The organism is Bradyrhizobium sp. 199, assembly GCF_023073355.1.
In the GTDB taxonomy this organism is placed as follows: Bacteria; Pseudomonadota; Alphaproteobacteria; order Rhizobiales; family Xanthobacteraceae; genus Bradyrhizobium.
On the sequence record NZ_JADPJI010000005.1, the window covers coordinates 207,415 to 232,686 of the forward strand.

General features: G+C 59.3%; 21 protein-coding genes. 9 read left to right on the forward strand and 12 right to left on the reverse strand.

Annotation, left to right across the window (positions count from 1 at the left end):
- Nucleotides 1-6 precede the first annotated feature (6 nt).
- The gene (locus IVB28_RS09325) at nucleotides 7-546 is read left to right on the forward strand and encodes a hypothetical protein (protein ID WP_247525778.1); all 540 of its coding nucleotides are present in this window, start codon (nucleotides 7-9) and stop codon (nucleotides 544-546) included.
- A 417-nt stretch (nucleotides 547-963) separates the two neighbouring features.
- Nucleotides 964-2,463, forward strand: coding sequence for a hypothetical protein (locus tag IVB28_RS09330; RefSeq protein WP_247525779.1), 1,500 nt, complete (start codon nucleotides 964-966; stop codon nucleotides 2,461-2,463).
- Nucleotides 2,464-2,482: 19 nt separating this feature from the next.
- Here the strand turns inward: IVB28_RS09330 and IVB28_RS09335 are convergent, their stop codons facing one another.
- From IVB28_RS09335 to IVB28_RS09345, 3 genes are all read right to left on the reverse strand, one after another.
- On the reverse strand, nucleotides 2,483-3,691 hold the full coding sequence (locus IVB28_RS09335; protein WP_247525780.1) for a glycosyltransferase family 1 protein: 1,209 nt from the start codon (nucleotides 3,689-3,691) through the stop codon (nucleotides 2,483-2,485).
- Nucleotides 3,692-4,011: 320 nt separating this feature from the next.
- A complete protein-coding gene (locus IVB28_RS09340) occupies nucleotides 4,012-5,187 on the reverse strand; it encodes a glycosyltransferase (protein ID WP_247525781.1) in 1,176 nt (391 codons plus the stop codon).
- A 19-nt stretch (nucleotides 5,188-5,206) separates the two neighbouring features.
- Nucleotides 5,207-6,580 carry a hypothetical protein gene (locus tag IVB28_RS09345; protein ID WP_247525782.1) on the reverse strand — a complete coding sequence of 458 codons (1,374 nt, stop codon included), beginning with the start codon at nucleotides 6,578-6,580 and terminating at the stop codon, nucleotides 5,207-5,209.
- 339 nt (nucleotides 6,581-6,919) lie between these two features.
- On the opposite strand from IVB28_RS09345, the gene IVB28_RS09350 reads away from it, so the two are divergent.
- The 3 genes from IVB28_RS09350 to IVB28_RS09360 are packed head-to-tail and all read left to right on the forward strand — an operon-like array spanning nucleotide 6,920 to nucleotide 9,555.
- The gene (locus IVB28_RS09350) at nucleotides 6,920-7,981 is read left to right on the forward strand and encodes a Gfo/Idh/MocA family oxidoreductase (protein ID WP_247525783.1); all 1,062 of its coding nucleotides are present in this window, start codon (nucleotides 6,920-6,922) and stop codon (nucleotides 7,979-7,981) included.
- Nucleotides 7,978-8,445, forward strand: coding sequence for an acyltransferase (locus IVB28_RS09355; protein WP_247525784.1), 468 nt, complete (start codon nucleotides 7,978-7,980; stop codon nucleotides 8,443-8,445). The genes IVB28_RS09350 and IVB28_RS09355 overlap by 4 nt, the downstream gene beginning before the upstream one ends.
- Before the next feature lie 12 nt (nucleotides 8,446-8,457).
- On the forward strand, nucleotides 8,458-9,555 hold the full coding sequence (locus IVB28_RS09360; RefSeq protein WP_247525785.1) for a DegT/DnrJ/EryC1/StrS family aminotransferase: 1,098 nt from the start codon (nucleotides 8,458-8,460) through the stop codon (nucleotides 9,553-9,555).
- 228 nt (nucleotides 9,556-9,783) lie between these two features.
- Here IVB28_RS09360 and IVB28_RS09365 read toward each other — a convergent pair whose 3' ends face one another.
- Both IVB28_RS09365 and IVB28_RS29490 read right to left on the reverse strand, forming a co-directional pair.
- Nucleotides 9,784-11,097 (reverse strand): hypothetical protein, encoded by a 1,314-nt coding sequence (locus tag IVB28_RS09365; protein WP_247525786.1) that lies wholly within the window; start codon nucleotides 11,095-11,097, stop codon nucleotides 9,784-9,786.
- A gap of 112 nt (nucleotides 11,098-11,209) precedes the next feature.
- Nucleotides 11,210-12,211 (reverse strand): methyltransferase domain-containing protein, encoded by a 1,002-nt coding sequence (locus IVB28_RS29490; RefSeq protein ID WP_247525787.1) that lies wholly within the window; start codon nucleotides 12,209-12,211, stop codon nucleotides 11,210-11,212.
- An 800-nt stretch (nucleotides 12,212-13,011) separates the two neighbouring features.
- Here IVB28_RS29490 and IVB28_RS09375 point away from each other — a divergent pair.
- From IVB28_RS09375 to IVB28_RS09390, 4 genes are all read left to right on the forward strand, one after another.
- Nucleotides 13,012-14,358, forward strand: a complete 1,347-nt coding sequence (locus IVB28_RS09375) for a class I SAM-dependent methyltransferase (RefSeq protein WP_247525788.1) — start codon at nucleotides 13,012-13,014, stop codon at nucleotides 14,356-14,358.
- A gap of 62 nt (nucleotides 14,359-14,420) precedes the next feature.
- Complete coding sequence (locus IVB28_RS09380; protein ID WP_247525789.1) at nucleotides 14,421-14,807, forward strand: cupin domain-containing protein; 387 nt, start codon at nucleotides 14,421-14,423, stop codon at nucleotides 14,805-14,807.
- Nucleotides 14,807-15,928, forward strand: coding sequence for a DegT/DnrJ/EryC1/StrS family aminotransferase (locus IVB28_RS09385; protein ID WP_247525790.1), 1,122 nt, complete (start codon nucleotides 14,807-14,809; stop codon nucleotides 15,926-15,928). The genes IVB28_RS09380 and IVB28_RS09385 overlap by 1 nt, the downstream gene beginning before the upstream one ends.
- Entirely contained in the window at nucleotides 15,925-16,698 is a 774-nt protein-coding gene (locus IVB28_RS09390) for a class I SAM-dependent methyltransferase (protein ID WP_247525791.1), read from the forward strand. The genes IVB28_RS09385 and IVB28_RS09390 overlap by 4 nt, the downstream gene beginning before the upstream one ends.
- 9 nt (nucleotides 16,699-16,707) lie before the next feature.
- On the opposite strand, the gene IVB28_RS29355 is transcribed toward IVB28_RS09390, so the two are convergent.
- From IVB28_RS29355 to gmd, 7 genes are all read right to left on the reverse strand, one after another.
- Nucleotides 16,708-17,733 (reverse strand): class I SAM-dependent methyltransferase, encoded by a 1,026-nt coding sequence (locus IVB28_RS29355; protein ID WP_247525792.1) that lies wholly within the window; start codon nucleotides 17,731-17,733, stop codon nucleotides 16,708-16,710.
- A complete protein-coding gene (locus IVB28_RS09400; protein ID WP_247525793.1) occupies nucleotides 17,673-18,677 on the reverse strand; it encodes a lysylphosphatidylglycerol synthase transmembrane domain-containing protein in 1,005 nt (334 codons plus the stop codon). The genes IVB28_RS29355 and IVB28_RS09400 overlap by 61 nt, the downstream gene beginning before the upstream one ends.
- 144 nt (nucleotides 18,678-18,821) lie before the next feature.
- Entirely contained in the window at nucleotides 18,822-19,418 is a 597-nt protein-coding gene (locus IVB28_RS09405) for a VTT domain-containing protein (protein ID WP_247525794.1), read from the reverse strand.
- 838 nt (nucleotides 19,419-20,256) lie between these two features.
- Nucleotides 20,257-20,487 (reverse strand): hypothetical protein, encoded by a 231-nt coding sequence (locus IVB28_RS09410; protein ID WP_247525795.1) that lies wholly within the window; start codon nucleotides 20,485-20,487, stop codon nucleotides 20,257-20,259.
- Nucleotides 20,488-21,544: 1,057 nt separating this feature from the next.
- The gene (locus IVB28_RS09415) at nucleotides 21,545-22,753 is read right to left on the reverse strand and encodes a glycosyltransferase family 4 protein (RefSeq protein WP_247525796.1); all 1,209 of its coding nucleotides are present in this window, start codon (nucleotides 22,751-22,753) and stop codon (nucleotides 21,545-21,547) included.
- 22 nt (nucleotides 22,754-22,775) lie between these two features.
- A complete protein-coding gene (locus IVB28_RS09420) occupies nucleotides 22,776-23,744 on the reverse strand; it encodes a GDP-L-fucose synthase (protein ID WP_276576209.1) in 969 nt (322 codons plus the stop codon).
- Complete coding sequence (gene gmd / locus IVB28_RS09425; protein WP_247528497.1) at nucleotides 23,725-24,810, reverse strand: GDP-mannose 4,6-dehydratase; 1,086 nt, start codon at nucleotides 24,808-24,810, stop codon at nucleotides 23,725-23,727. The genes IVB28_RS09420 and gmd overlap by 20 nt, the downstream gene beginning before the upstream one ends.
- Between the last annotated feature and the right edge of the window lie 462 nt (nucleotides 24,811-25,272).

Below are 25,272 nucleotides of genomic sequence, written 5' to 3' on the forward strand. Positions count from 1 at the left end.
CTGCCTATGCTCTCGAACATCGCACGCAGGATCAGACGAAAGCGCTTCACGCCTAAAGAGGTGATCGAAGGCTATGATAACGACGAGCTTTCGGAGACCATCTTCCGCAAAACGATTGCCTACCACCCCACCGGCGAGTGGCCGCTTGTTGCAGGCGTGGACACCGTTATCGAATTCGGCGGGGGCTGTGGTCTCCACTACAAGCTCGCGGCGCAGCAGACTCCAACGATTCGCTGGGCAGTGGTAGAAACAACACCAATGGTGCTGCGCGCGCTAGAGCTTGCGACTGACAACCTGAAATTCTTCACTGACATTGCGGCGGCCGCCGACTGGCTTGGCCAAGTCGAACTCGTGCACGCCAACGGAGCCATTCAGTACACACCAGCTCCGTTGGATACCGTCCGACAGCTTTGCGCTGTTCGTCCGCCGACAATGATTTGGTATCGCGTGCCGATCACCACGGGCTCAATGAAGCAGGAGGTGCGCAGCTCATTCCTCAGCCACCACGGCCGGGGACACTGCTTGCGCAGAGTGAAAAAGTCGTGAAATTCGCTCGAACGTGGATGCCGGAGGCCCGGTTTCTTGGAGGCTCACCGGGGCTACAACGTTGCGGAACGAGAGCCGGATGCGCAGGAACAGGGCTCCCAACGGTTTCCCTTCGAACGGGTCTCCCCCTGAGCCGCAGCACCGCTGCTGCCCCGACCTTGGCGTCGGCCCGGCCGGCATTGCTCCGATTTACGTGCCGCCTTAAAAGACATGCTCGGTGGAAGGATGAAATCGCGTTAAACTGGCGTTTTCCCCCGCAGGAAGCAAGTGGCGACCGCCACGGACAGGTAGCAGCTTGCTCTGCTCTCCCGGCGCTGCGCGAGCTCACGTTTTGAGGAAGGTTCGGGCTTGACCGGCATACAAGCGGATGCGCGAGGCAGCTCTAGGCCAGACAGCGGTCCCGGAGCAGAGGGCCGCTTGGGTCGACTTCTGCATGGCTGGTCGGCAAACCTCGTTCTGGTCGTCCTGGGGTTGACCCAGCAACTTCTTCTCGTTCCGGCGTACCTGCATTTCTGGTCGAGCGATACGCTCGCGGCTTGGTTTGCCATCTTTGCGGCGGGAAGCTTCATGATCGTCGCTGACTCCGGTCTTCAGTCGCGAGCAGTCAACCGATTCCTTGCCTTCAAGGCGTGCGCCGACTGCGACGGACGGACGGGCAGTTTCTACAGCGGAACAATGCAGGTTTACCTCCGCCTCGTTCTCTTCCTGGGCGTTGGGGTGGTTGCCATCGCTCTGTGTCTGCAGCCTTCCGTAATGCTGGGGTTCAAGGCGACGGCTTCGTTCGATTCCGCCATGCTGGTCATGATGGTGGGGATGCTTCTTACTTTGCCCGCCAGTGTGACTTCAGCTCTCTATCGCGCGCGGGGAAAATTCGGCCGGATCGCCTGGCTACTGAGCGGCGCTCTCCTGCTGACTCAAATTGCGCAGATCGTGGCGGTGGCCTTGTTTGGCAGTCTGCTCGCTGTCGCCATCGCCTATATCTCGACGCAGCTTTTGTTTGCAATTTTCCTGATTGCGATCGATGCGCCGCGGCTGTTTCCATTTCTCAAACGTGGACATCGTGCGTGGTCGTGGCGGTGGGCCATCGGACAACTCGGTCGCGCCATACCATTCGGCGTTGCCAACGCGGCCGAACTGGCCTTGACAAATCTGCCGGTGCTCCTGGTCAGCGCTTTCGTTGCAGATCGGGTCGCGGTCGCCCAGTGGGGGCTGACGCGCGTCATGGCTAGTCTGGTGAGGGGGTTGTGCAGTCAGATGGTCCTGCCGATGGCGGCAGAACTTGGTCACGACTATGCTGTCGGCGAACATGAGCGGCTGCGCCGGCATTATGCCTATGGCTCGGTGCTGGTGACGGCGCTCGCCAGCGTCGTCGTGGCCGCCCTGCTGTCATTCTGGGCCGACTTCTTTGCGCTTTGGACCCACGGCAGCATTCCCCTGGACATGCCGCTCGCGGTCACGTTACTGCTTGGGGCCGTTACCGTCGCTCCGGCCTTGCTTGCTCTTGGTTTTGCCAGCCACAGCAACCGCGCCGATCTGCTGGTTCGGACAAAGGGGCTGCAGCTCATTTTGTTTCTGGGACTGTCGGTCCTGCTGATACGCGGGTTGGGTCCGCTAGGCGCGGCTCTTGCGATCGTCGCGAGCGACTTTGGCATCCAGTTTGGCCTGCTCGCTGTTCTCTTGATGAGGCAGACCTTGCGAAATCCGCTCCGGCACATGGCCTTCCTGGCCCTCATCGCCGTGACCATCGTGGTGCCTGGCTGGGCGTTGGGGACGATGGTTGCTGAAATTGCCCCTGGGAGCGGAGTAACGCATTTCCTGTCCGAATGCGTCATCTGGCTGATGATTGTCGGCGCGATCGCAAGTCCGCTTCTGAGATCAGGCTTGCGCGCAAGCCTGATCTCTCGGATTCCCTCCTGATCCGGCAAGCCTTAACGGTTCAGCGCAGGGTCAGAGCCAAGCGGTGTTTCAGCCGCTGCATCTGCTGTGTGAACCGTTCTTGTCCGAGTTTGCTTTCGGCTGTGAACTGTTCCAGCCGACGATAACCCGCCTCACACAAGCGTTCACGCGTGCCGTCCATGCGAAGCGCGAGGATGGCATCTGCCAGCGACTGTGGCTCGTCATAGTCGAACAAGATGGCGGCGTCCCCGACCTGCCCCTTGAATGCCTCGGGATAGATCACGGGTGTTCCAACCGCCCAGGCTTCGAGCGGAGGCATGTTGGTCGGGCCGAAATAGCTCGGCATGACGAGCGCGGAGGCCCCGCGGTAGAGGGCGCCGAGGTCGGACGAATCGACGAAGCCGATGATGGAAACCTGTTTTGAGAAGCCACAGGCCGCAATAGCCGCGTCGATCCTTTCAAAAGTGCCCCGATCCGAACCGCACAGCACCAGGCGCTCTGTGATGCCTTTTTCGCGCAGCAGTGAGAGTGCCCTGAGAAGCGTCATGTGGTTCTTGTGCGGCCAGAACTGCGCCGGATAGAACAGATAGCCGGGCTCAAGCCCATGTTTCCGAAGGACAGCTGCGTCGGTTGCGCCGTCCTTTGTCGATTGCGCGACATATGGCGATGGCGAGAGTGGTATGCAGACGGCGCGGTCGCGCTCCATGGCGTATCGACGGCAAAGACTGTCGACCAGTTCGGGGGCATTGGCGATCACAATTGCTGCCTTCGTGCAGGCCAAACTGAATAAAATCTCCCGCCTTTCAAATTCGCCGAACGCTCGAACTTCCGGGAATTCCGGAGTGTCTCGATGGCAGCCATCGAAGATCGTCATGGTGAACGGAAGCTGGTAAAGTAGCAGGTGCCGCTTCGACGTCGACGTGAAATGAATAACGTCGATCCCATCCTTGATCAGAGTTCTCTCGAATAGCGACTTCGCCTTGAGTGCGATCTGGATGAGATCGAACGGGCGGCAGTATTTGAGGAAGAGAAATCCGTGATCCAAAACGCCGAACTTGAGGAGGCGGCCTTCGATGCCGAATTCCTTCAGGACTTCTATCGTCCGGGGGTAGGGTGAATACACCACGACTACATTGCCGGATTTCTTCCCCCAATCATGCAGCCACAACGCATCGTTCAGGGGCTGCTGGAAGCCGCCGCCAACTTCAATGGCTTGCTCCAGCATTACCGCTAGGCGCAACGGTCTCATCTCAACTCACTCCTTGGCGCTCTTCCTAGCAACCGGGTAGGCGGCCCAAATCCCGCCTGTTCGGCGCGGCTGGTCGCCTGCGCGATCAGTTCGTGGCTGAAATCGGCGCATCTTGCAAAGACGCTCACGTCACAATTTCTCTCGGAGCCTCCGCGGAGCGCGCGATCTGTCCTCGGTCGCCAATGAATCGGCCGCGCTCACTCATCTGGGATTCCCCAAAAGTCAGCCGTTACAATACGTTAGGTTTGAGGCAGGTGACTTTGGCCATTTTCGCACGTCCCGTCAAGGTTGGGTCGGGGCGGGCGAACTCCGCGTTCCTCCTAGGCGATAAAGTCCAGAATCTCTTGCACGCGTGTGCGATAATTGTGGCGGGCAAGCGTCGTTTGTTGCCCGGCGGCAGCGATGACTTTACGCTCGCCATCGTTTCGCAGGTAACGATCAATTGCCGCGGCGCATTCTGCCGGCGACTGCCAGACAGCAACGTCCCGATCCGGTTCAAGCAGCGTATGCAGGTTCTGCTTGAAGTCAGTCAGCAGGAATGTTCCGACCCCGGTTGCTTCGAACAGGCGCATGTTGCCTGCTTCGTTCCCGGCGATGTCGATGTGCGAATTCAGGGTGATGCGGGAGCGCCTCAGGACCTGGTACATCTCCGAGCCCCAGACTTCTCCCTGAAAACATCTGCGAAGTGGCGAGGCGGCGGGCAACGAATTAGGGATGTTGCCCCACAACTTCAGATCGAACCGCTCCGCCACGAATTCGAGCAGCGCAATCCGCTCCCGATGGTCCTCCGATACGGATCCCACGAAGGAGACGTCTACGTCCAAGGCCGGGGTTGGCGGCAATTGCTGCAGGACATCCGGCTCGAAAGCGAGATGGCTGACGCGCGCCCGCACGCCAGCCGCCGTGAACTTAGCAACCACGCGAGGCAATTGCGACAGCATGAGATCGTAGACCCGCCAATTCTCGCCGCGAGAGGGCTCGATGCCCACCTGCCCAATGACCTTTGGCCCAGAGATGGCTCTGATGCGCTCGACCAAGCTGGGGGTCACGTAGAAAACGTCCTGATTGAGGATCAGGTCTGGCCTGAAATCTTCGATCTGGGCGAGGAGAACGCGCTCGAGTTGCTGGTCCAGGCGAGGGCTCAGTCCAATGCGCCGGGCCAGCGGTCGCAGCATCGGCTTCATCGGCGCGATGGTCCGCTGCAACCAACCCGGCAGGCGGTCCTTTCGGCTCACGTCCCACGATTTCGGCGCTTCCCAGGTGATGCCGTGCTCGCGCGCCCAGGCCGATTGGAGCCACGCATTGTTGACGTGGATCTCCTTCGCCTCATGCCCCAGCGCACGGAAGTTCCTTGAATAGAAGTCATTGACTCCGAACAGGCTGGCGTTGCGGGCGCGCATTTGGTCCGCATACGACGCTGTCACCAGACCGGGGTGGCGACCGTACAGCCATGTCAGGTATCGCGAGTAGTCCGCATTGAGGATGAGTACGCGCATAAATGTCGATTCTGTTGGATCAGAGTTTGCGGCTACTCGCGCCCTGGAGCAGATGCGTCGGCGGCTGATCCAATACATCCCGCGGGGTAACATACCAAAGCAGAAACATCATTGCTGCACCGTGCGACACGACAACAATCGTCAACGGCACGTTCAAAAGGACTTGGAGCAACAATCCCCCCGAGAGAAGAATGAACTGCTCCGGCAAGCCCGAGGATGCGCGGTTGCCAAGGCCGATTACAAGACCGCAGGCGAAAGCGGAAAACGGGGCGAGCCTGGGGCCGACCGACGCAATACCTTCCGTGGCAAACAACGACGCGTTGAAGTAGCCGATATGATAGCTGTCTTGCATCACGACTGACAACGGGTCCTTGTAGGGACACGACATGAGACTCTTGACGAATGTAATCTGACAGAAGTGCGTGAGCTCGTGCGACGCGAAGAAGTCGTTATAAAAGTCGAGCGCGCTGGAGGGCATCGCGATCATGCGAAAGTTGACTGTGCCGAAATACGGTGCCGAAAGCTGATTCGGCAGCAGGCCGTATGTCTCCCCGGCTGTGATCAGCACGCCCGCCAAGATCGGCAGGAGAAGCGACAAGATGGTGGCTGTGCGGCCGTCGAAATAACGCGAAAGAACGGTCAGGAACAGCAGCCAGCCAGGCGCAAGCAGGGATAGTTTCGTCAACGTGACGGGATAGAACAACAGCAGCAGCAACAGACATAGCGCGGCTCGGCGATAGCTCCTCAGTCGTATGAAACAGGCGTAGGCGAACGGCAGCAGGCTGCTCGAGGAGATCAGGACGGCGTAGTTCAACCATCGCGGAAGCGCAATGTCGTTGCGAAAATTGTAGATCTCGGAGGGGCTCACCAGCTGGAAACTAAACACAGAGCCTACGACGAGGATCGCGACAGATTCCAGCAAAATGGCCCATAGAAGAACGGTGAGCTGCTTCGCGGACAGCTCGAAGGTTCGAGGGAAGGGCGATGTCAGGAACAATGCAGGGATGAGGAACGCGATTCCGGACGCGAATGCGGAGATCGCGGCGGTCCGGTGATCGTACTGGAAGGTCGAAAATTCGATGAGCCGCAGATAGCCCAGGATCAACGAGAAGAAGTAAAAGGAGACTGCATAGCCGAAGCTGAAGCGCCTGAATGCGAAGACGATCGCGCATAAGGCAAATGGTATCACGGCGAGGGCTGCGGCTTCGAGGCGGGGGAAGCTGTTTGCCGCGATCGGCAGCATTCTTCCATAGTGCTGGAGGACGAATACAAGGGAAACGCAGCACATAGCGATATGAACGAAAATGAGCAGACCCAACGTGAGTCGGCTTACCGAGGCGCCGGAAGCGCGTTCGGGGGCTTGCATGGGCGGATTGCGCAAAAATCTCTGCATCGGGCTCATTTAACGGAGGCGGATGGCGGACAAAAAACCTGGGCTCAGATTACGCGGGTTTGTGGGCGGGGAGCGGGTCCGCCGATCGGGGCCGTCCCGCAATGCGGAAGCTGCTACCATAGGTGCGGCAGAATATGCTCGTGTCCAGCCGACCGGGCTCGAGCAAATCGCGTCAGATGCGCATGAGCGCTTCCTTGGATGCGCTCGTCCGGAGCGGCATCTGGAGCTCTAAACTGGTATTATTGTCTTGATCGAGAATGAATTTCTTGAATACGCTTGGCTCAGACTTGTGGGGCGCGTACGAGATCGGTCCGGCGAGCGAGCTAAAGGGGAGGTATGATGATAAGGTTCGGCTTGCTTGGTTGTGGGCGCATCGCCAAACGCCATTCGGAGCTTCTGGGCGGCAATCAGATCGAGGGTGCGCGTCTCGTCGCAGCCTGCGACATCGTCAAGGCGCGCGCTGATGCCGTTGCCACCAAATTCGGAATTGCGGCATTCGACAATATCGACGAGTTTCTAGCGCGAGAGGACATCGACGCCGTCGCCGTGCTGACGCCCAGCGGTATGCATCCGCAGCATGCCATCGCGTGCGCGCGCGCGGGAAAGCATGTTGTGGTGGAAAAGCCGATGGCGCTTCGGCTGCAAGACGCCGACGACATGATCCGCGCTTGCGACGAAGCCGGCGTGAAGCTGTTCGTTGTCAAGCAGAACCGCTTCAACGTTCCTGTGGTCAAGGCGCGCGAAGCCCTGGAGTCGGGCCGGTTCGGACGGCTTGTCCTTGGCACGGTCCGGGTGCGCTGGTGCCGTGACCAGAGCTACTACGATCAGGACGCCTGGCGCGGCACCTGGGCCTATGATGGCGGCGTGCTCACCAACCAGGCGAGCCATCACATCGACATGCTGGAGTGGTTCTTCGGTGACGTCGTCAGCGTTCATGCGCGGTCCACCACTGCACTGGTGAATATCGAGACGGAAGACACGGCGGTCGCAACCCTCAAGTTTCGCAACGGCGCCTTGGGTATCATCGAGGCCACCACCGCGGTCCGGCCGAAGGATATCGAAGGCTCGCTCTCCATATTGGGAGAGAAGGGCATGGTCGAGATCGCGGGATTCGCCGTCAACCAGATCAGGCACTGGCGCTTCGTCGATGAACTCCCTAGCGACAAGGTCGTCATCGAGAAGTTCTCCGTGAATCCGCCCAACGTCTACGGTTTCGGCCATCAGGCCTATTATCAGCACGTCTTGGATTGCCTCCTGCGTCAGCGGTCGGCGCTGGTGGATGGTTTGCAGGGGCGCAAGAGCCTCGAACTGATCTCGGCGCTGTATGAATCGATCGAGACCGGGCAGGAGGTGGCGCTTCGTTTCGAGCCCCGCCGAAGCCGGCTGGGCACGTTCAAATGAATAGGCCGATCGTATCCCAGGTTGGCGTGCGCGACGTCCAGTTCGGCGAGCGCGTCAAGCTGGTCGAACCCTGCAATTTATACGGCTGCACGATTGGCGACGATTGCTTTGTCGGACCCTTTACCGAGATCCAGACAGGTGTTGTCATCGGCGCACGAACGCGCGTCCAATCGCACGCTTTCATCTGCGAGCTGGTGTCGGTGGGCGAGGATTGCTTCGTCGGCCATGGCGTCATGTTCATCAACGATACGTTTGCGACCGGGGGGCCGGCGCGCGGGCGGCGGGAGTTGTGGCGCTCGACGAAAATCGGCAACCGGGTCTCGATCGGCTCAAATGCCACGATCATGCCGGTCAGCATCGCCGACGATGTCGTGATCGGGGCCGGCACCGTCGTCACGAAGGACATTGCGGCTCCAGGCATCTACGCCGGAAATCCGGCGCGCCTGATCAGGCCGCACACATAGAGGGATTCATCAATGGCAGTACCTTTCGCGGATCTTGGTCTGCAATATCGCTCTATCAAGGAGGAGATCGACGGCGCCATTGCGGCAGTCATTCGCGACAATGCGTTCATCCGCGGTCCTTACGTGGACACGTTCGAGCAGGAGTTCGCCGCGGCGGCGCAGATCAAGCATTGCGTGTCCTGCGCCAATGGTACGGATGCGCTTTACCTCGCGATGGTGGCGCTCGGGGTCAAGCCCGGCGACGAGGTCATCACAACGGCCCATTCATGGATCTCGACGTCCGCGATGGTCACGCACTCCGGTGCGAGCGTCGTGTTCTGCGACACGGATGGTGCGACTTTCACGATCGATCCGGCCGCGATCGAAGCCGCGATCACGCCGCGCACGGTCGGCATCATCCCGGTCCATCTTTATGGGCAGCCGGCGGACATGGACGCCATCATGGCGATTGCCCGCAAGCACGGCCTCTGGGTTCTGGAGGATTGCGCGCAGGCCCATCTGGCGAAGTTTCGCGACCAGCCGGTTGGAACGTTCGGCGCAGCCGCGACCTATTCGTTCTACCCCGGCAAGAACCTCGGGGCCTTCGGCGACGCCGGCGCCGTCGTGACCAACGATTCGGCGCTCGCCGAGCGCATGGCCATGCTGGCCCGCCATGGCGGCCTTGTGAAGCACAACCACCTGATCGAGGGCATCAATAGTCGGCTCGATGGAATGCAGGCGGCGATCCTGTCTGCCAAGCTGAAGCACTTGGAGGCCTGGACCAAGGCTCGTCAGGATGCCGCCCGGATCTACGACGCCGGGCTCAACCAGCTCGACGGCGTGGAGGTGCCGGCCGTCGCGCCGGGCCGCACGCATGTCTATCATCTCTACACAATCAAGCATGAGCGGCGCGACGCCCTCGCGGCGTATCTGAACGAGCATGGGGTGCAGACCGCCATCAACTATCCGACCGCGTTGCCGCTGCTACCGGCCTACGCGCGGTTTGAGCATCGCCCGGATCAATTCCCGAGGGCGGTGGCAGACCAGAGCTGGATACTCTCCCTGCCTATGTTCGCCGAGATCACCGGCGAGCAGCAGGACGAGGTCATCGGGCTGATCAGGAAATTCTAGGCAGGCGGTCGCTTCTCGAACAGGCCTCGCACGATCTGCCGGTAGCGCAGGGCCGGGGCCGCCTCGCTGTATCCGAGCGCGGCGACCGCGGCCCGCTGCAATCGTCGCCAAAGCGACCGCCGACGCGTCGCGTGTCTATTGGGTGCAGACAGGTTGGCGCGCGGCTCGGATCCGGCGGACGCAAGACGGACGTGCGCTGCTCGTCTCTGGCGAGGCGCCGTTTATTGACTAGCTGCGCCCCCGGGGCGTCACGTACCAGAGCAGACTGAGAATCAAGGCGCCGTGGGTGACCAAGGCGACCGACAATGGCACGTTCATCAGGATGTTCAGCATCATTCCCCCGGAGATGAGGACGAAATCGCCGGGCAGTCCTGCGGAGGCACGGTTGCCCAGACTGATCAAGAGTCCGCACCCCAGAGCCGCCAGCGGTGCGAAGGTCATGCCCACGGATGCAATGCCCTCGGTCGCGAACAGCGACGCATTGAAATTGCCTATGTGATAGGCGTTCTGCATCACCACCGAGAGCTGCTCCTGATGGGCGCATGTCACGAAGCTTTTGATTAGGCCAATCTGACAGAAGTACATCAGATCATTTCTGGAAAAATAGTCGTTGTAGAAATCCAGCGCGCTCGAGGTCAGCGCTGCCATCCGGAAATTCACGGTCCCGAAATAGGTGTAGAACGTCCGCTCCGGAAGCAGGCCCCGGGCATAGAGCGCCGCGGCCAGCACTCCCAACGCCAGCGGGAGCAGCAGGGACGCGATGACGGCCATCCGTATGCTGAGGATGCGGCTCAGGCCGACCAAGAACATCAGCCAGAGCGGGGCGAACAGGGACGTCTTGCTCAGTGTGATCGGCCAGAACAAGGCGAGCAGGACCAGGCACAGTGTGGCCCGCAAGCGCATCCGAACGCGTAGGAAGCAGGCAAATGCGAAGGGCAGCAGCGCGCCCGAGGTGATCCCTATGGCATATTCTAGCGCTCGGGGAAATTTGAGTTCGTCTCGAAACGTCGACATGTCGCTGAAGCTGACGAACCGGAAATTATAGATCGCGCCCGCTGCGATGACCGCCACTGCCACAGCCAGGATGAACGACAGCAGCTTGTTCAGCGCGTCGGGCGTCAACGCGAACCGTGGCTTCGCGGGTGAATTGATCAGAAGCACGGGCGCCATGAAGGCGAGTGCCGAGGCGAACGCGGACACCGACGCCATGGCGTGATTGTAGGGAAAGGTCGAGAATGCGACGAGCCAGAGATAGCCCAGGATCATGGTGTAGAAGTAGAAGCCAAGCGCGTAGCCGAAACTGAAGCGGGCGAACGCGAAGATCGGCGCGACGGCGGCAAAGGCGGCGACGTTGATCGCGGCAGCCCAGACGCGGCTGCCGTCGATGGCCGCGAGTCGCAGCGGGACCCCATAGGAATCGACGACGACAAGCAGGGAGACGCAGCAGCACGCGACGTGACACGCGAGGATAAGCAGGAGCCGAGCCCGATCGGACGGGATCGTGCCGGAAACTATGCGATCATCAGTCGTCTGTTCTTGCATTCTGGGTGGGGCGCCCGCGCCGCGTCGAAGAAAACTGCTTCACGATTTAACTATCACACCGGTCGAATGATATTGCGGAATGATCGCTGTATCGACCGGTTTTCCCGCTGGGCTATTTGGTTGCCAACATGGCAATCGCGCTGCCCATTTTGCGAGCGAAGGGGATGCAGTTGCAGATCGCATCGTCGGTCCGCGTCACCCACTCGGCCTTCGGCACCGACAATCTGAACCCGGCCTTTTGCGCGACGATGGCGGGATAGCGCGTGATCGCCCCGTGATGCACGCAATCCGCGCTTCCGAACGCGCGAAAGAACGGCGCGGCACGCTCCTTGGTGATCGGGCTGCAGAATGAATTGGCTTCACGCTTGCCGAAAATGGCGGTGCCGATCGTATAGCCAGGCGCCTTCCAGGGCTCGATCGCCGCGAATTTGCCACCCGGTCTGAGGATGCGCGCCATCTCGGGCATTGCGATTTCGGTTCTCATGTGATGCACGCAGCCGCCGACAAAGCATACGTCGGCATATTGATCGGCGAGAGGAATCTCCTCGCCGATGCCAACGATGCAGCGCAGGGGGACGTCGAGGAGCCTGGCGATTTCCAGCGCGACGAGCGCCTCGCCGATCATCGGCGTGATCAATATCCCCTCTGCGGCGCCGGCAAGCAGAAGCAGAAGCGGCACCGTTCCGCTGCCGCCGACCTGGACCACCCGTTTCCCGATGACGGGGCCGATGTGACGGTAACAGTCGGTCTCGCTGGCCGCGTCGATGTTGTCGCAGGCCCACAGCGATGACGGCTCGGGAAACTGGTGCCGTTGCTCGGGCCGAAGAGTGGCGATGCGGAACACGTGTTGCATGCCGATCGAGTCAATGGATTTCGCCGAGCCGTCGGCGCGCAGCTGTTCGGCTCTCTTGCGACCGATGGTGTTGTAGAACTCCATCTCGGCGCGGGTCCACGACTTGTCCGTGATGGCCTCAGGTCCGAGCAGAACGGGGACACCGTCCTGCAAGGGGTACGCGATGCTCCTGTCCGCGGTGGAGACGGCTTGATCGCCAAGGATGGTCAACGGCATCTTGGTGACCGGGCAAACCAGTCCCTCGATCTTGATGTCAGTCACGGCGGCGATCTCGTGCAAGTAAATCGGTTAGGTGGAGGAAGTGCAGGCAGACTGAATGCTCAAGTGGATGGAGCAAGGCTTCCTCTTTTACCTGTCTACCCACGACAACGCTACACTGATGCTGTCGGCCCTTCTTAAGAGCGCGTCGGCTCAATTGCAACGGAAGAGCGAATCGATGGGCCACCTTTGATTACGCCGGAACAGTGGTCGAGTTAGAGGCAGATATCGATGGTTCAGGGTGGTATGGCTGAAGATTCAAGGTCGGTACCCATGATCCCGCGCGATGCAATTCCCACGACTTTTCCATACCTGGTCCCGCATCGACCATCGCCGACCAGGCGCTGCAGCTTTGTCGAGTTCCCCGCTACGACGGGAGCCCCCTGGGCCGCAACGCGAGCAACGCAGCCTCGTTCGGCAGCAGAGATTACTGCTGGTGGAAGCCTTCAACGAGAGGCTCCGCGCAAAGCTCGCGCCGGTCGTGGACGGTATCTGTTCGGGAGGACCCTTTTTGACGAAGACATTTCGACTGCCGGTGATCCGCAAAACGTTGGGCGCAAACATGCGAGGTTGTTGAGCTGTGGGGTTCAGGCAATCTCCTTTGGCCTAATACCTCTCGTGGCGGCGCTGTCGGATTGACCTTTCCCGTGGACGTGTCTAATCAGTCCCGGCCTAGGCTCAGGGGCGCCCTACAGTTCAACTGGTTTGAGGTGAGGCCGCTACCGAGGAGTCTTGAGCTAGACCAGGAACTTAGTCGAATGCGTTCGACGCACGGGGATTCCGAACGATGATCACCGGCCCGGATGGGCCGAAACCTCTCGATTTTGCTCGGAAATTGTGCTCATAAGTCCGGTGTCTGTCTGGTCTGGGCGGACCGTGAGCGTCTTCAATCCAAAACAACGGACCATGCCATGTTCGTAGAGAAATGTCGCGCGTGCGGCGAGGGGCCTCTTGCTCGTTTCCTCGATTTGGGAGAGACGCCGCCTGCCGACCAATTTCTGCACAAGCACCAGTTGGGTGAGCATCGAGATTCGTATCCCCTTCAAGTGGCTGTTTGCGAGGATTGTGGCTTCGTCCAGCTGAACTATATCGTGCCTCCCGAAATCCTCTACTGCGACGACTACCCCTACGAATCCTCAACCACCACGGCCGGCCGCCGGCATTGGGGGGAGTTTGCTCGCACCACGACGCGCCTGCTCGGGCTGACCAAGGACGATCTCGTCGTCGATATCGGCAGCAATGTCGGCGTGCTCCTGCAGATGTTCAAGGAGCAGGGCACGAAGGTGCTCGGCGTGGACCCGGCCGCCAACATCGCCGAGATCGCCAACAAGAACGGCATCGAGACCGTCGCCGCGTTCTTCAACAGCGAAAGCGCCAAGAAGGTCGTTGCCAGCAAGGGGCAGGCCTCGGTCATTACCGGAACCAACGTCTTCGCTCATGTTGGCGATCTGCATGATTTGATGCAGGCCGTCTCCATCCTGCTCACCGAGCGCGGCACCTTCATCATCGAGGCTCCCTATTTCCTCGAACTGCTGCACAGCCTCGAGTACGACACCATCTATCACGAGCACCTGTCCTATCTCTCGGTGAAGCCGCTGGTGCGGTTCTTCAAGCAGTTCGGCATGGAGATATTCGACGTGCAGCTGCGCGACATCCATGGCGGATCGATCCGCATGTTCGTGCGCAGGATCGGCGTCTCGTCCAGCCCGGTCGCTCCGATCGTCGAACAGATGCTGGCCAATGAAGAACGCGAGAAAATCTACGAGCTGGATACCTTGCGGAAGTTCGCGCAGGGCGTCGCCAACAACCGCCTGGCGCTGCGGGCGATGCTGACCGGCCTCAAGCAAAGCGGTAGCAAGATCGTCGCCGTGAGTGCGCCGGCAAAGGGAATGACCCTGCTGAATTATTGCGGGCTGGGCAGCGATTTCCTCGACTTCGTCACCGAGAAGTCGAGGCTCAAGATCGGTCGTTACACGCCGGGCGTGCGTCTCGAAGTCGTTCCGGACGATATGTTACTGAAGCATCAGCCCGATTATGCGCTTCTGCTTGCCTGGAATTTTGCCGAAGAGATCATGAACAATCTGAAGGAGTTTTCGGATCGGGGCGGCAAGTTCATCATCCCGATTCCGACGCCCCGGATCGTCGGCTGACATCGTTCCAACTAATTCCTGCCGAGCAACTTGATTTGTCGTCGGCAGCAGGGAGTCATGAGATGGATGTAAAAAAGCTTCCGATTTCCTTTGCGGACAAGCGTGGGGAAATCATCGACGTGCTGCAGCGGGAGCCCATCGAGTACGCGACCATCATTCACAGCAAGAAGGACGCGGTTCGTGCCAACCACTATCACAAGGAAACGTGGCAGTGGCTCTATGTGCTGTCGGGCAAGCTTCGCACCGTTTCGCAAATGCCGGGCCAAGCGCCGACGGAAGCGATCATGGGGCCCAACGATCTCATCCTCAGCGTTCCCCACGAGCGGCACGCTTTTGAGGCGTTGGAAGACACGACGTTTCTGGTGCTGACGCGCGGCCCGCGCGGCGGCGAGGACTACGAGAAGGACACCTTTCGTCTCGACGTCCCCCTGATCGCACCGAGGTCGTGATGGAAGCAGCCCCGTTCATTCCGGTCTCCGAGCCCCTGATCGGAGACAACACGGCTCCCCTCGTCAACGAGTGCATCGAAACCGGCTGGGTTTCCTCGGAAGGACGCTTCATTCCGGAGTTCGAGCGCAAATTTTCACAGTTTTGCGGCGCCGCCCATGGAGTGGCCGTAAGCAATGGCACCACGGCCCTTCAGGTCGCCATGAAGGCATTGAGTCTCGAGCCCGGCTCCGAGGTCATCATGCCCTCCTACACCATCATCTCCTGCGCGATCGCGATACTCGAGGCCGACTGCGTTCCGGTGCTGGTGGATTGCGACCCTGAAACCTGGTGCATGGATCTCGATCAGGTTGAAGCCGCGATCACCCCGCGGACGCGCGCGATTATGCCGGTGCACATGTTCGGGCACCCCGTCGATATGCGCCGCGTCATGAAACTTGCCGCCAAGCACGATCTGCGCGTCATCGAAGATGCCGCGGAGGCTCACGGTGCGGAAGTCGAAGGCCGCCGTGTCGGCAGCTTCGGTGACATGGCCTGCTACAGCTTCTACGCCAACAAGATCGTGACAACGGGCGAGGGCGGGATGGTCGTCACCAGCAGCGACCACTATGACGCCCGGCTGCGCTCCCTCCGCAACCTTAGCTTCCGTCCGGAGCGGCGGTTCTATCACACCGAAATTGGTCACAATTATCGCCTGACCAATCTCCAGGCCGCGATCGGCGTGGCTCAGGTCGATCGCGTCGACGACCATATTCGCCGCAAGCGCAAGATGGCCAAGGCCTATCATGAACGGCTGTCCGATCTGTCGCAGATCGCGCTGCCGGTCGAGCGGGAATGGGCAAAGAACGTCTACTGGATGTATTGCCTCATCCTTGCCGATGACGTCGAGTTTGATGCTCTCGAGTTTGCGAAGCGCCTGCGTGCGAAGGGCATCGATACGCGGCCGCTTTTCCTCGGCATGCACGAGCAGCCAGTCCTGCGCGAACGGGGTCTCTTTGCCGGCAGCAGCTATCCGGTGACGGAGCGGCTCGCGCGCCGCGGCCTGTATGTTCCGTCCGGACTTGGCTTGACTGCGGCACAGATCGATCGCGTCAGCGCCGCGGTTCGTGAGGTTCTTTCGTGACAGGCGTCTTCAACGACTCCTATGCGTCGACCTATGATACGGTCTATGCCGAGAAGAACTACGCCGCCGAATGCAAGGCGGTCGAGAGTCTGATTGCGAAGTTCGGACGCGGCGAAGTCAGGAAAATGCTGGACCTCGGCTGCGGAACGGGCAGGCATGCCGTGATATTCGCGGGCGGCGGCTTTGATGTGACGGGTGTTGATCAATCTGAATCGATGGTCGCGCGTGCGCGCGACCGCGCGACGCAGATGAAGCTCGGCGCCAATCCGAAATTTCTCTCGGGGGATATTCGGAGTTTTTCGGCCACCTCGCCGTTTGATGTGGCCGCGATGAATTTCAACGTCATCGGCTATATGACCAGCAATGACGACGCGCTGGGCGCGCTCGGCGCGGCCCGAAAGAATTTGCGGCAGGACGGCTTGCTGGTTGCGGACTTCTGGTATGGGCCCGCCGTGGTGACGGATCCACCAGGTGAAAACACTCGAGAGTTCGACAGCGGCGATGCACGCGTTGTCAGGTCCTCTTCAGGTCTTCATTTGCCGGATCAGCAGTGTTGCGAGATTACAGTCAAGGTCACGCGCTTGCAGGGCGATCGCGTCCTCGATGAGGCACTGGAGACCCATCGGGTCCGGTACTTCTTTCCGCTGGAGCTTGAACTGATGCTTCGCGTCAGCGGATTTCAACTGATGGCGTTGACAGCTTTCCCCGACATCGACGCGCCCGCAAGCGCGCGCAAGTGGGCTGCAGCGATGGTCGCTGTCGCGATCTGATGTTCTCGATCAGCTCGGTTGCGAGGCCTGCGGCTTTGTAGCGACCTGCAGATACATGACGGCCGCCATATCGAGCAAAGGATAGGCCTCGAGCTTTTCAAACGGCCAAAGCATTCTCACGAATTCGGGGCCCGCGCGCCAATGGAGGACGCGGTTCACCTTCAGGTTCATGCCGGATTCCTGCAGCATGCGTGCAACGTTCGAGCGCGTGGCGGTAAACTGGCTCCATTCCAGTCGGTCTTTCGCAGCCTTGACGAAGTTGACGGGGTTCCAGACGATCGGCTCGCACACCACGATCGCGCCGCCGGGTCTCAAATGGTCGCGCATTGATTCAATGGACGCTCGCGCGTCTTCGAAATGATGCATCGCGCCGCTGCAGAAGATCGCATCAAAGGTCTTATCAGTGGCGATGTTTTCCGCAGCCGAGACCACGTAATCGACATTGAATTGGGCAAGCCGGATCTTGGCCTTCTCCAGCATCTTGGGCGAGATGTCGGACAAGATGTAGTGAATATTGCGATGAGCGTTGGCTTGGAGGAAGTGGTAGGCGTGAATGCCGGTGCCGCCGCCAAGTTCCATGACGTCATAGCGTTCGAGCGCAGGCAGATTGTCGAACATCACCTTCGAGATCTGATCGATCTTGTAAAGATGGTTCGAATTCTCGCGGTTGTAGGTTTCGTCGAAATGATCGGCGATCGTTTCGTAATGGTCGAGATTGTCTTGGCGTGCGGACATAAAGTCGCGTCCCTCCGTGGCCATGTCTGAGCTTCGGAACATGCTTCGACCTTGCCACACGACGCTAAAATGCACAACTGACCGAACTTGAGGGCGGTTGTGCGCGCGCCAGATTCGGCCGGTCAGATGCATGAGCTGCCAAGTAGCAGCGAAACGGTTGCTTGCCTTGCCAATCGACCTCCTGGTCGAATCCGATGTTTGATCGGGCGGGTGTTGCAGGCGGGAGATCGTGTCGAACTCTATATTTCGTCCGTCGCGGATTGTGTCGGAGCCAGGACCCGAACGCGCAAGCGATACCACTCCAAAAAGGCTCCGACGACCGCCAGCATGCCATTTACCGCGATCATGAGTGCCGAGGTCGCCAGCGCATCGATCGTTGAAACGTTCTGAAGATGCAGGAGCGCCACGAGCGCGCCACCCGACGCCAACTGACCGATCGTGATCGGAATGAATCCGGCAACGCTCGTCAGTCCTCCAATCCAGCACCAGTCGAAGAAATCGACACGAACCCCGACGCCTGCGGCCAAAACCAAGAAAGTCAGGACATTCACTATGTGCACCACCGCGCCAACCAGCACTCCGGCTAGGACGCGCCACGGGTTGGCGGTCGCTAAGTGCCATTGTTGTATCGCCGTCCGCAATTCACGCGCGACAGTTGACGAATAGGCCGATGTCCTGCCCTCCAACCACGACGCAAGTCGCGCGGCACGGAGAAAAAATGCATCGTGGCGCAGCGCAATCAATACGGCGACCAACAACGCCAATCCAGCCAAGGCGACCTGCTGGAGCTGCAGCGGGTATTGACTTGAGGATAATGCAAAGCCGATCACGGAGACCGACAGCATTCCGATGAAGGAGGTTAGCCGATCGGTAATAACGGAAACGGTTGCGCCGCCGACACTGCCGGATTGGCGGGAGATCAGGTAGATCTTCGCGGCCTCTCCGCTGGCCTGGCCAAGAAAGAAGAAGCTGTAGAACTGGCCGATCAGCGCCGTTCTGAAAAGTTCTGCGACCTTGATCGTCGGAATGACGAAGCGCCATTTGGCGGCAGTAAGGCCGACGGCAAGCATGGACAGCGCGAAGGCTTCCACGATGACGGCAGAACTCGAGCGGATAATGACCGTGTAGATTTCACGAATGCCGCTAAGCCAGACAACGGCCCCTATGATGATCGGCACCGTTACCAGTTTTAGGGACAACGAGAGCCTTCGCATGAGATAACCCCGGTCTTTAATACCTTCCACCGCGGCCCTCGTTCCTCCGTGGAAGACTTCACGACAATACCTAACGACGTACTGGCTGTAACAAGCACTTTTCCCGAAGACGAGGTCCATCTACCGGCCGCTGGCCGATCGGTCGAGGAGGGCCTCGACCAAGCTCCGACACGATCATTCTTCGAGCCGCAGCAGCAACACTCTTACGCGGCGCGAAATGAGAGCGATGATCGTTGCGGTAAGCAAAATCGCCACGAGCGGAAACGCAAGCGGAATGCCGGAGGATCTGTCGTGGAGCAGCGAAGCCCTGCCGGTCGCGCCGAGAAATGAAAACAGGAACACTTGTGGGGCACTGAAGACGAAGGTCGTGATCGAATAGCTGACGATATCGATCTTTGTCAGCCCGAACAGGTAGTTTTGTAATGCGCTGGGAACGGGCGCTCCGAGGCGCGCCAGAGCGATTATTCGCCAGCCTTCGGCGTCTACGGCTTGCGCGACAACCTTAAGCCTTGGCCTCGTCTCCAGCATTCTACGGAACCAGTTCGAAGCAATGTACCGCGACGAGCAGAATGCCAGGATCCCGCCGATCGTCCCGCTCAGCAGAATGATCGGCGCAGCCGCCACCCCGAACGTCACGCCCGCCCCAATGATCAGTACGGTGCGAGGAAAGACGACGAAGGCGGTCAACAGAGAAAGGAGGCAAATTGCCGCCGCAGAAACCGGCGTCAAGCTGCCAAAATGCTGAAGCCAATCATTGAGCGCTTCCGTCATCGGTTGAACATCAGTCCAAATCCATTGCCGCCCATCACGGGACGCCGGAACCATTGCAGGCGATAATCGCAACGTCGGCTTATGTCAGCGCCGACTGAGGCTCAATCTGAACCGATCTGACCGGAAAGCGTAACGCTGACAGGTTTCCTCTAGCAAATCCAAATAGCCGTGGCTATAGGCGGTGTGGGACGGGGGGAGCGAGTTTAAACGTAGCAATTCGTCTCTTGCGCGGACCGACAAATATCAGGCGATGCGTTCCCGCGGACGGTTGGATGATTATCGATGGCCCGGCCCGGCACTTCCCTCTTCCGAATTAGGCATGCTAGGTCCCTTGGGGCATCCCCGGGGGACTGGTGTTGATGGCCGGAAAAGTGCAAGTGGCCTTCTGTCGTTGCGAATGCTTTGGCTTTCAGTTTTCGGAATGCGAGCATGGATCCGGCCAAGTACCTGCTTTCGAACCATAGAGCATTTGTTATCGCGGCCTTCAATGCGGAGAACAACCTCTCCAGGCTGTACGCAAAATCGTCGTGGTAGACGACGGTTCAACTATGAGATCACGAGCGCTGCGGGTTCCAGGGGCCAAATGCACCGGTTCATTTCGGAGCGGCGCCTCGAATTGCAACGGGATCCGGACGGTCAAGAGGTTCGCCGACACAGTGAGCAACCAGCAGCGTTCGCGCACAAATTTTTCAGTTTGCAGCGTTGCGAGCAGAAGACCCGCCGCTGCGCAGTCTCCTGGCTGCGGCTGATCTTTCACACTAGAATTGCTGCTGCGTCCAATCGACCTGGACCAGTCAACAGCGCAGCAGCTAGTGGCGCTCAAATCGTGCGTGCTTGATCAACCGATTTCCTTCATTTCGAAAAGCCTAAGGCAGTCCAGCCGCTCCTTATTCTTTGCTAGATATTCTTCGGCGGCCGAGAGAAGGTCATTCACAGCCGCAGCTTCGTGGCTCTCGGCGTCGGCACTAAGGACCAAATAAGTTTCCACAACCAAAGCCCTCTTTATGCCACTAGTTGTCAGTTCTTTGGTTTCCCATGCCGCCACAGCGTGCGGATGATTGAAGCTCATCGGTAATTGTCCCAAAGTTTCATGCAAAGTCCGGAGCCCGCGGTCACCGGAATGGACTGACAGAGCGTCAGCTCCTAACAGCGCAGCACCACATGGCGGGCGGTGTCTAAATACCTCGGGGGTGTGACGTCCAAACCCGCAGCTATTGCGATGACGTTTTGCTTCTCGTGCGCCCTATCGAGCGGCGCTCGTCCCTTGCGACACTTCATGGTCTGACCGTCTATCCTAGCACCCGCACGTCAGCAACTGCCGAGCAGCATTTTGCGACATAGTAACCCGACCAAAGAGTGTGCTTGACTTCCCAAGAAACCGCCGAGGTCTGCTTGTAGACTAAAGCCCAACCCTCTCATAACGTCATTAGCATCGGCTCGTTGCAGCGCCGTGCAGAGGGGCTCGTAGAGCAAGGACAGAAATCCACCTAGAACGACTTTCCAGCTAGACAGCCTGCTGGACACGACTCAGGGCTGGAAGATTGGTCTCAGAATCTTTGAATTGATACAAAGGTCTGCCGTTCGCACTGCTCTATGATGACGGAGAGAACCGCACCTTGGTATTTGTCGCCGTAACGCGCTTCCTGCTTTCTAGAAGATGAAGCTAACTCTCTGATACAGAAAAAGGACGATCTTGAGCCGTGATTAGTCATTCGCAGAGGACATTTGGTAAATGCGCAGTATTGGCTGCTCGCGTTACTCCTATCCGCAGCGCATAATCCGTCAATGGATTTACGGAGGAGTCGCAGGCGGCGCAATTGATCTGTCTGGCCAGCTTCAACGGGCGGACAATAGGGAACTTAGCACGGCATGAAGCGCATTGATGCAGAAATCTCCAAGCAAAATAGGCGCAGTGATCGCGTGGGGCAAGCGGGCCGCAGGCGTCCGCGGTGGCCACGATGAAGTGTCTCATCCGGTTGCGTCCCTGCAAAGACTGTCAGGTTGTGAAGAGGTATACTTCTGGTCGGTGATGTCTATTCTCTCGACGGATCTGAAGCGTTCTTAGGCAAGCGGTTAATGCGATCCGACCTCAGAATCTACCAGCTTTGTCGCGGGCGTTAGGTTGTTCAACGGAGCATAGCCTGGTCGACTTCGTTCACGGCCTGCCGATAGCGTGCAAGGGCGGTGTCTTCGTGATATTTCTCGGCGACGCCGGCGGCGCGAACGCCCTTGTCCTTAGTGGCCTGACGATCGTCGGCAGCTTCGCGAATGGCGCGCGCGAGTTCAGCTGGAGTTTCGGGAGGAACGATCCAGCCAATTGCCGCTTCTCCAAGCACGAGCGCGCCTTCGGAACTGGCTTCCGAGGTGATGACGACAGGTCGCCCGATAGCCAGTATGTTGTAGAGGCGGCTGGGGATCGAGACACCGGTGACACGCCGGCGATAAGGAATAACCCAGAGGTCGGCAGCCGACAGAAATTCCACGAGTTCGTCTTCGGGAACGGGTTTCAAGATCGTGACATTTTCGAGTCGATCCATGGAGTAGAGGTCATTGAGCGTGGCCCAACCCACGCCCCATCCTGATAGGATGAAATGGATGTCCTTCCGGTCTCGCAAAATGCGGGCCGCTTCGAACACTGTGACGGGATCGTGCGTGAAGCCGAGATTGCCGGACATGCCGACGATCAGCTTGGAAGAATCCGGCGCACGGAAACGGCTGGCCGGGTCGATCTCTCGATAGCCGATCTGGATCAGCGCCCAGTTCGGAATGTAGCGAAGCTGCTCTGCAGCGACGCCGCGATATTTTTCGATCAGCGGGGGTACGTCGCGGCCGATCACGACAATCGCATCAACGCGCCGGAACAGAAGCGTGTTGGCAAAACGAATGAGGCGCACCGCCAGCGAATTTGAGCTGACTATGCCGGCCGCTTCGAGCGCTTCCGGATATAGATCGTAGATCAACAGCATGGTCTTTGCTCGGCGCAATCTCGCGGCCAGGAGCACGGCGTAAGGCAGAGTGAAGGGCGTTGTGACGCAGAACACGATGTCGCCCGACCTTGTCCGCCGCAGGACCGAGACAAACATTTGGGCAGCAAGCAGGCAGATCGCTGCAGCGCGCCGGACTATCGCCGACTTTCGAGGATTCCAATTCTTAAGTTCGACGACCTCGGGCTTGCCGGTTTGGCCGACCACGCGCGAGCCTGGTGTCGCCGAGATAACAACGACATGTCGATCCCTGGCGAGGCTCTCCGCGATCCTGCCGACATATACTGCCGTCGTGGTCGGGTCAGGCGGATAGAACTGTGCCGCAATGATCAATTTTGCGGAAGTGGCCATATGCAAACGTGATCCTCGACGGTCAGGAGTTCGGCTGATGGCCGTTTACCTGGTTTTCCGCCCGATACGCCTTGTACGCGCGCATCAAGCCATCCTTGAGCGACGTTGTCGCGCGCCAGCCGAGATTGTCGAGCCTACTGACATCGAGCAGCTTGCGCGGCGTTCCGTTGGGGCGTGAAGTGTCGAAACTGATCTCGCCGCGATAGCCGACGATCCCTGCTACCATGAGCGCGAACTCGGCGATGGCGATGTCCTCGCCGGTGCCGATGTTGATCAGCTCGCTGCCTGAATGGGTCTTCATTAGGTGCACGCAGGCATCCGCCATGTCGTCGACATAGAGGAACTCGCGCCGCGGCGTGCCCGTGCCCCAGACAACCACGTTCTTCGCACCCGATAGTTTCGCCTCGTGGAAGCGACGAATGAGCGCGGCGACGACGTGGCTCAATTCGGGGTGATAATTGTCGCCCGGGCCGTAGAGATTGGTCGGCATCACGCTGATAAAGTCACTGCCATACTGGCTGCGATAGGCCTCGGCCATCTTGATGCCGGCGATCTTGGCGATCGCATAGGGCTCGTTGGTCGGCTCCAGCGGTCCGGTGAGCATCGCGTCCTCGCGCAAGGGCTGCGGCGCCAGTTTTGGATAGATGCAGGACGAGCCGAGAAACATCAGCTTCTCGGCACCATTGATGTGCGCGGCCTGGATCACGTTCGCTGTGATCGCGATATTCTCATAGATGAAGTTGGCGCGCAGCATGCTGTTGGCGACGATGCCGCCGACTTTTGCTGCCGCCAGAAAAATTACTTGCGGCCGCACCCGTGCGAACCAGTCGAATACTTGAGTCTGGTTGCAGAGATCAACCTCGCGCCGGTCTATCGTGAGGAGCTTGACGTCTTCCCGTGCGAGCCGGCGCACGATGGCGCTGCCGACCATGCCGCGATGGCCGGCGACATAGACGCTCTTGCCCTTCAGCTCAAACGGTACGCTTGCCATTCGCGACATCCCGTTTGGCCTCCTTCAGATCGCTCGTCATCATCTCCTCGACGAGCTGGTCAAAGCTCCGCTTCGGTTTCCAGCCGAGAACCTGCCGCGCCTTGCTGGCATCGCCGATCAGCAGATCGACCTCGGTCGGGCGGAAATAGGTCGGGTCGATCTTCACCAATGTCCTGCCGCTCCTCGCATCTATTCCGGTCTCGTCGACGCCTTGCCCGCGCCATTCTATGCGGCGGCCGACCTGCGCGAACGACAGCTCGACCATCTCTCGCACCGAGTGCATCTCGCCGGTGGCGAGGACGAAATCGTCGGGCTTGTCGGCCTGCAGGATCATGTGCATGCCCTCGACATAGTCCTTGGCATGACCCCAGTCACGCTTGGCCTCGAGATTGCCCAGATACAAGGTCTGCTCCAGACCGACTTCAATCCGCGCCACGCCGCGGGTAATCTTCCGGGTGACGAAGGTCTCGCCGCGGATCGGGCTCTCATGGTTAAACAGGATGCCGTTGGAGGCAAACATGCCGTAGGCTTCGCGGTAATTCACGGTGATCCAGTAGCCGTAGAGCTTCGCGACGCCGTAGGGCGAGCGCGGATAGAACGGCGTCGTCTCCTTCTGCGGGATCTCCTGTACGAGGCCGTAAAGTTCTGAGGTCGAGGCCTGGTAGAACCGGGTCTCTTTCTCCATGCCGAGGATGCGGATCGCCTCTAGTAGGCGCAGCACGCCGATGGCGTCCGCATTGGCGGTATATTCCGGGCTCTCGAAGCTGACGGCGACATGGCTTTGCGCGGCGAGATTATAGATCTCGGTCGGCCTGATCTGCTGCACCAGGCGGATCAGATTGGTCGAATCCGTCATGTCGCCGTAATGCATCAGGAACGGCACGTCGCCGAGATGCGGGTCCTGGTAAAGATGATCGACGCGCGCGGTGTTGAAGGAAGACGATCGCCGCTTGATGCCGTGCACAACATAGCCGAGCGACAACAGATATTCCGCGAGATAGGCGCCGTCTTGTCCCGTCACGCCGGTGAGCAATGCAACACCTCTTTCTCGGCTCTTCCAGTTCATCCGCGTTGAGCTTTCCGGGTTTGATGAAGATTGCATGTCGTCCTCAGTGGTCTCACTCAACCGTTCTGCTACTCGACCTCGGCGCATAAATCTAGTTTCTAAGTACTTGCGCGCATTGAGGGCGATCAGAAAGATTAATCGCAGCTGAGAGGCTGAACTCATTGCACGAGTTCCGCAAACATGACATTTTCTTTGCGGCCAGTATAGCGCAGGGGCATTGTTAGAAACACATCAGCACTCGCCCAAAATCAACCCAACCACGTTGGAGACGCTTTCTGAGGGCGCGTGGCTGAGACGATGCAGCAGCATTATGTCCATTCTATATCTTTGACCTTCTAGGAGATGAAGCCGCGGTCGACCCGAATTCGGGGATTGCGTCCTTTAGAATGGTCCTGATGGTGGCGCGATCGCCTGCTCCAGCGCGGCGATCCATTTTGCGCAGCGTCTGCAGCGGCAGTTCGT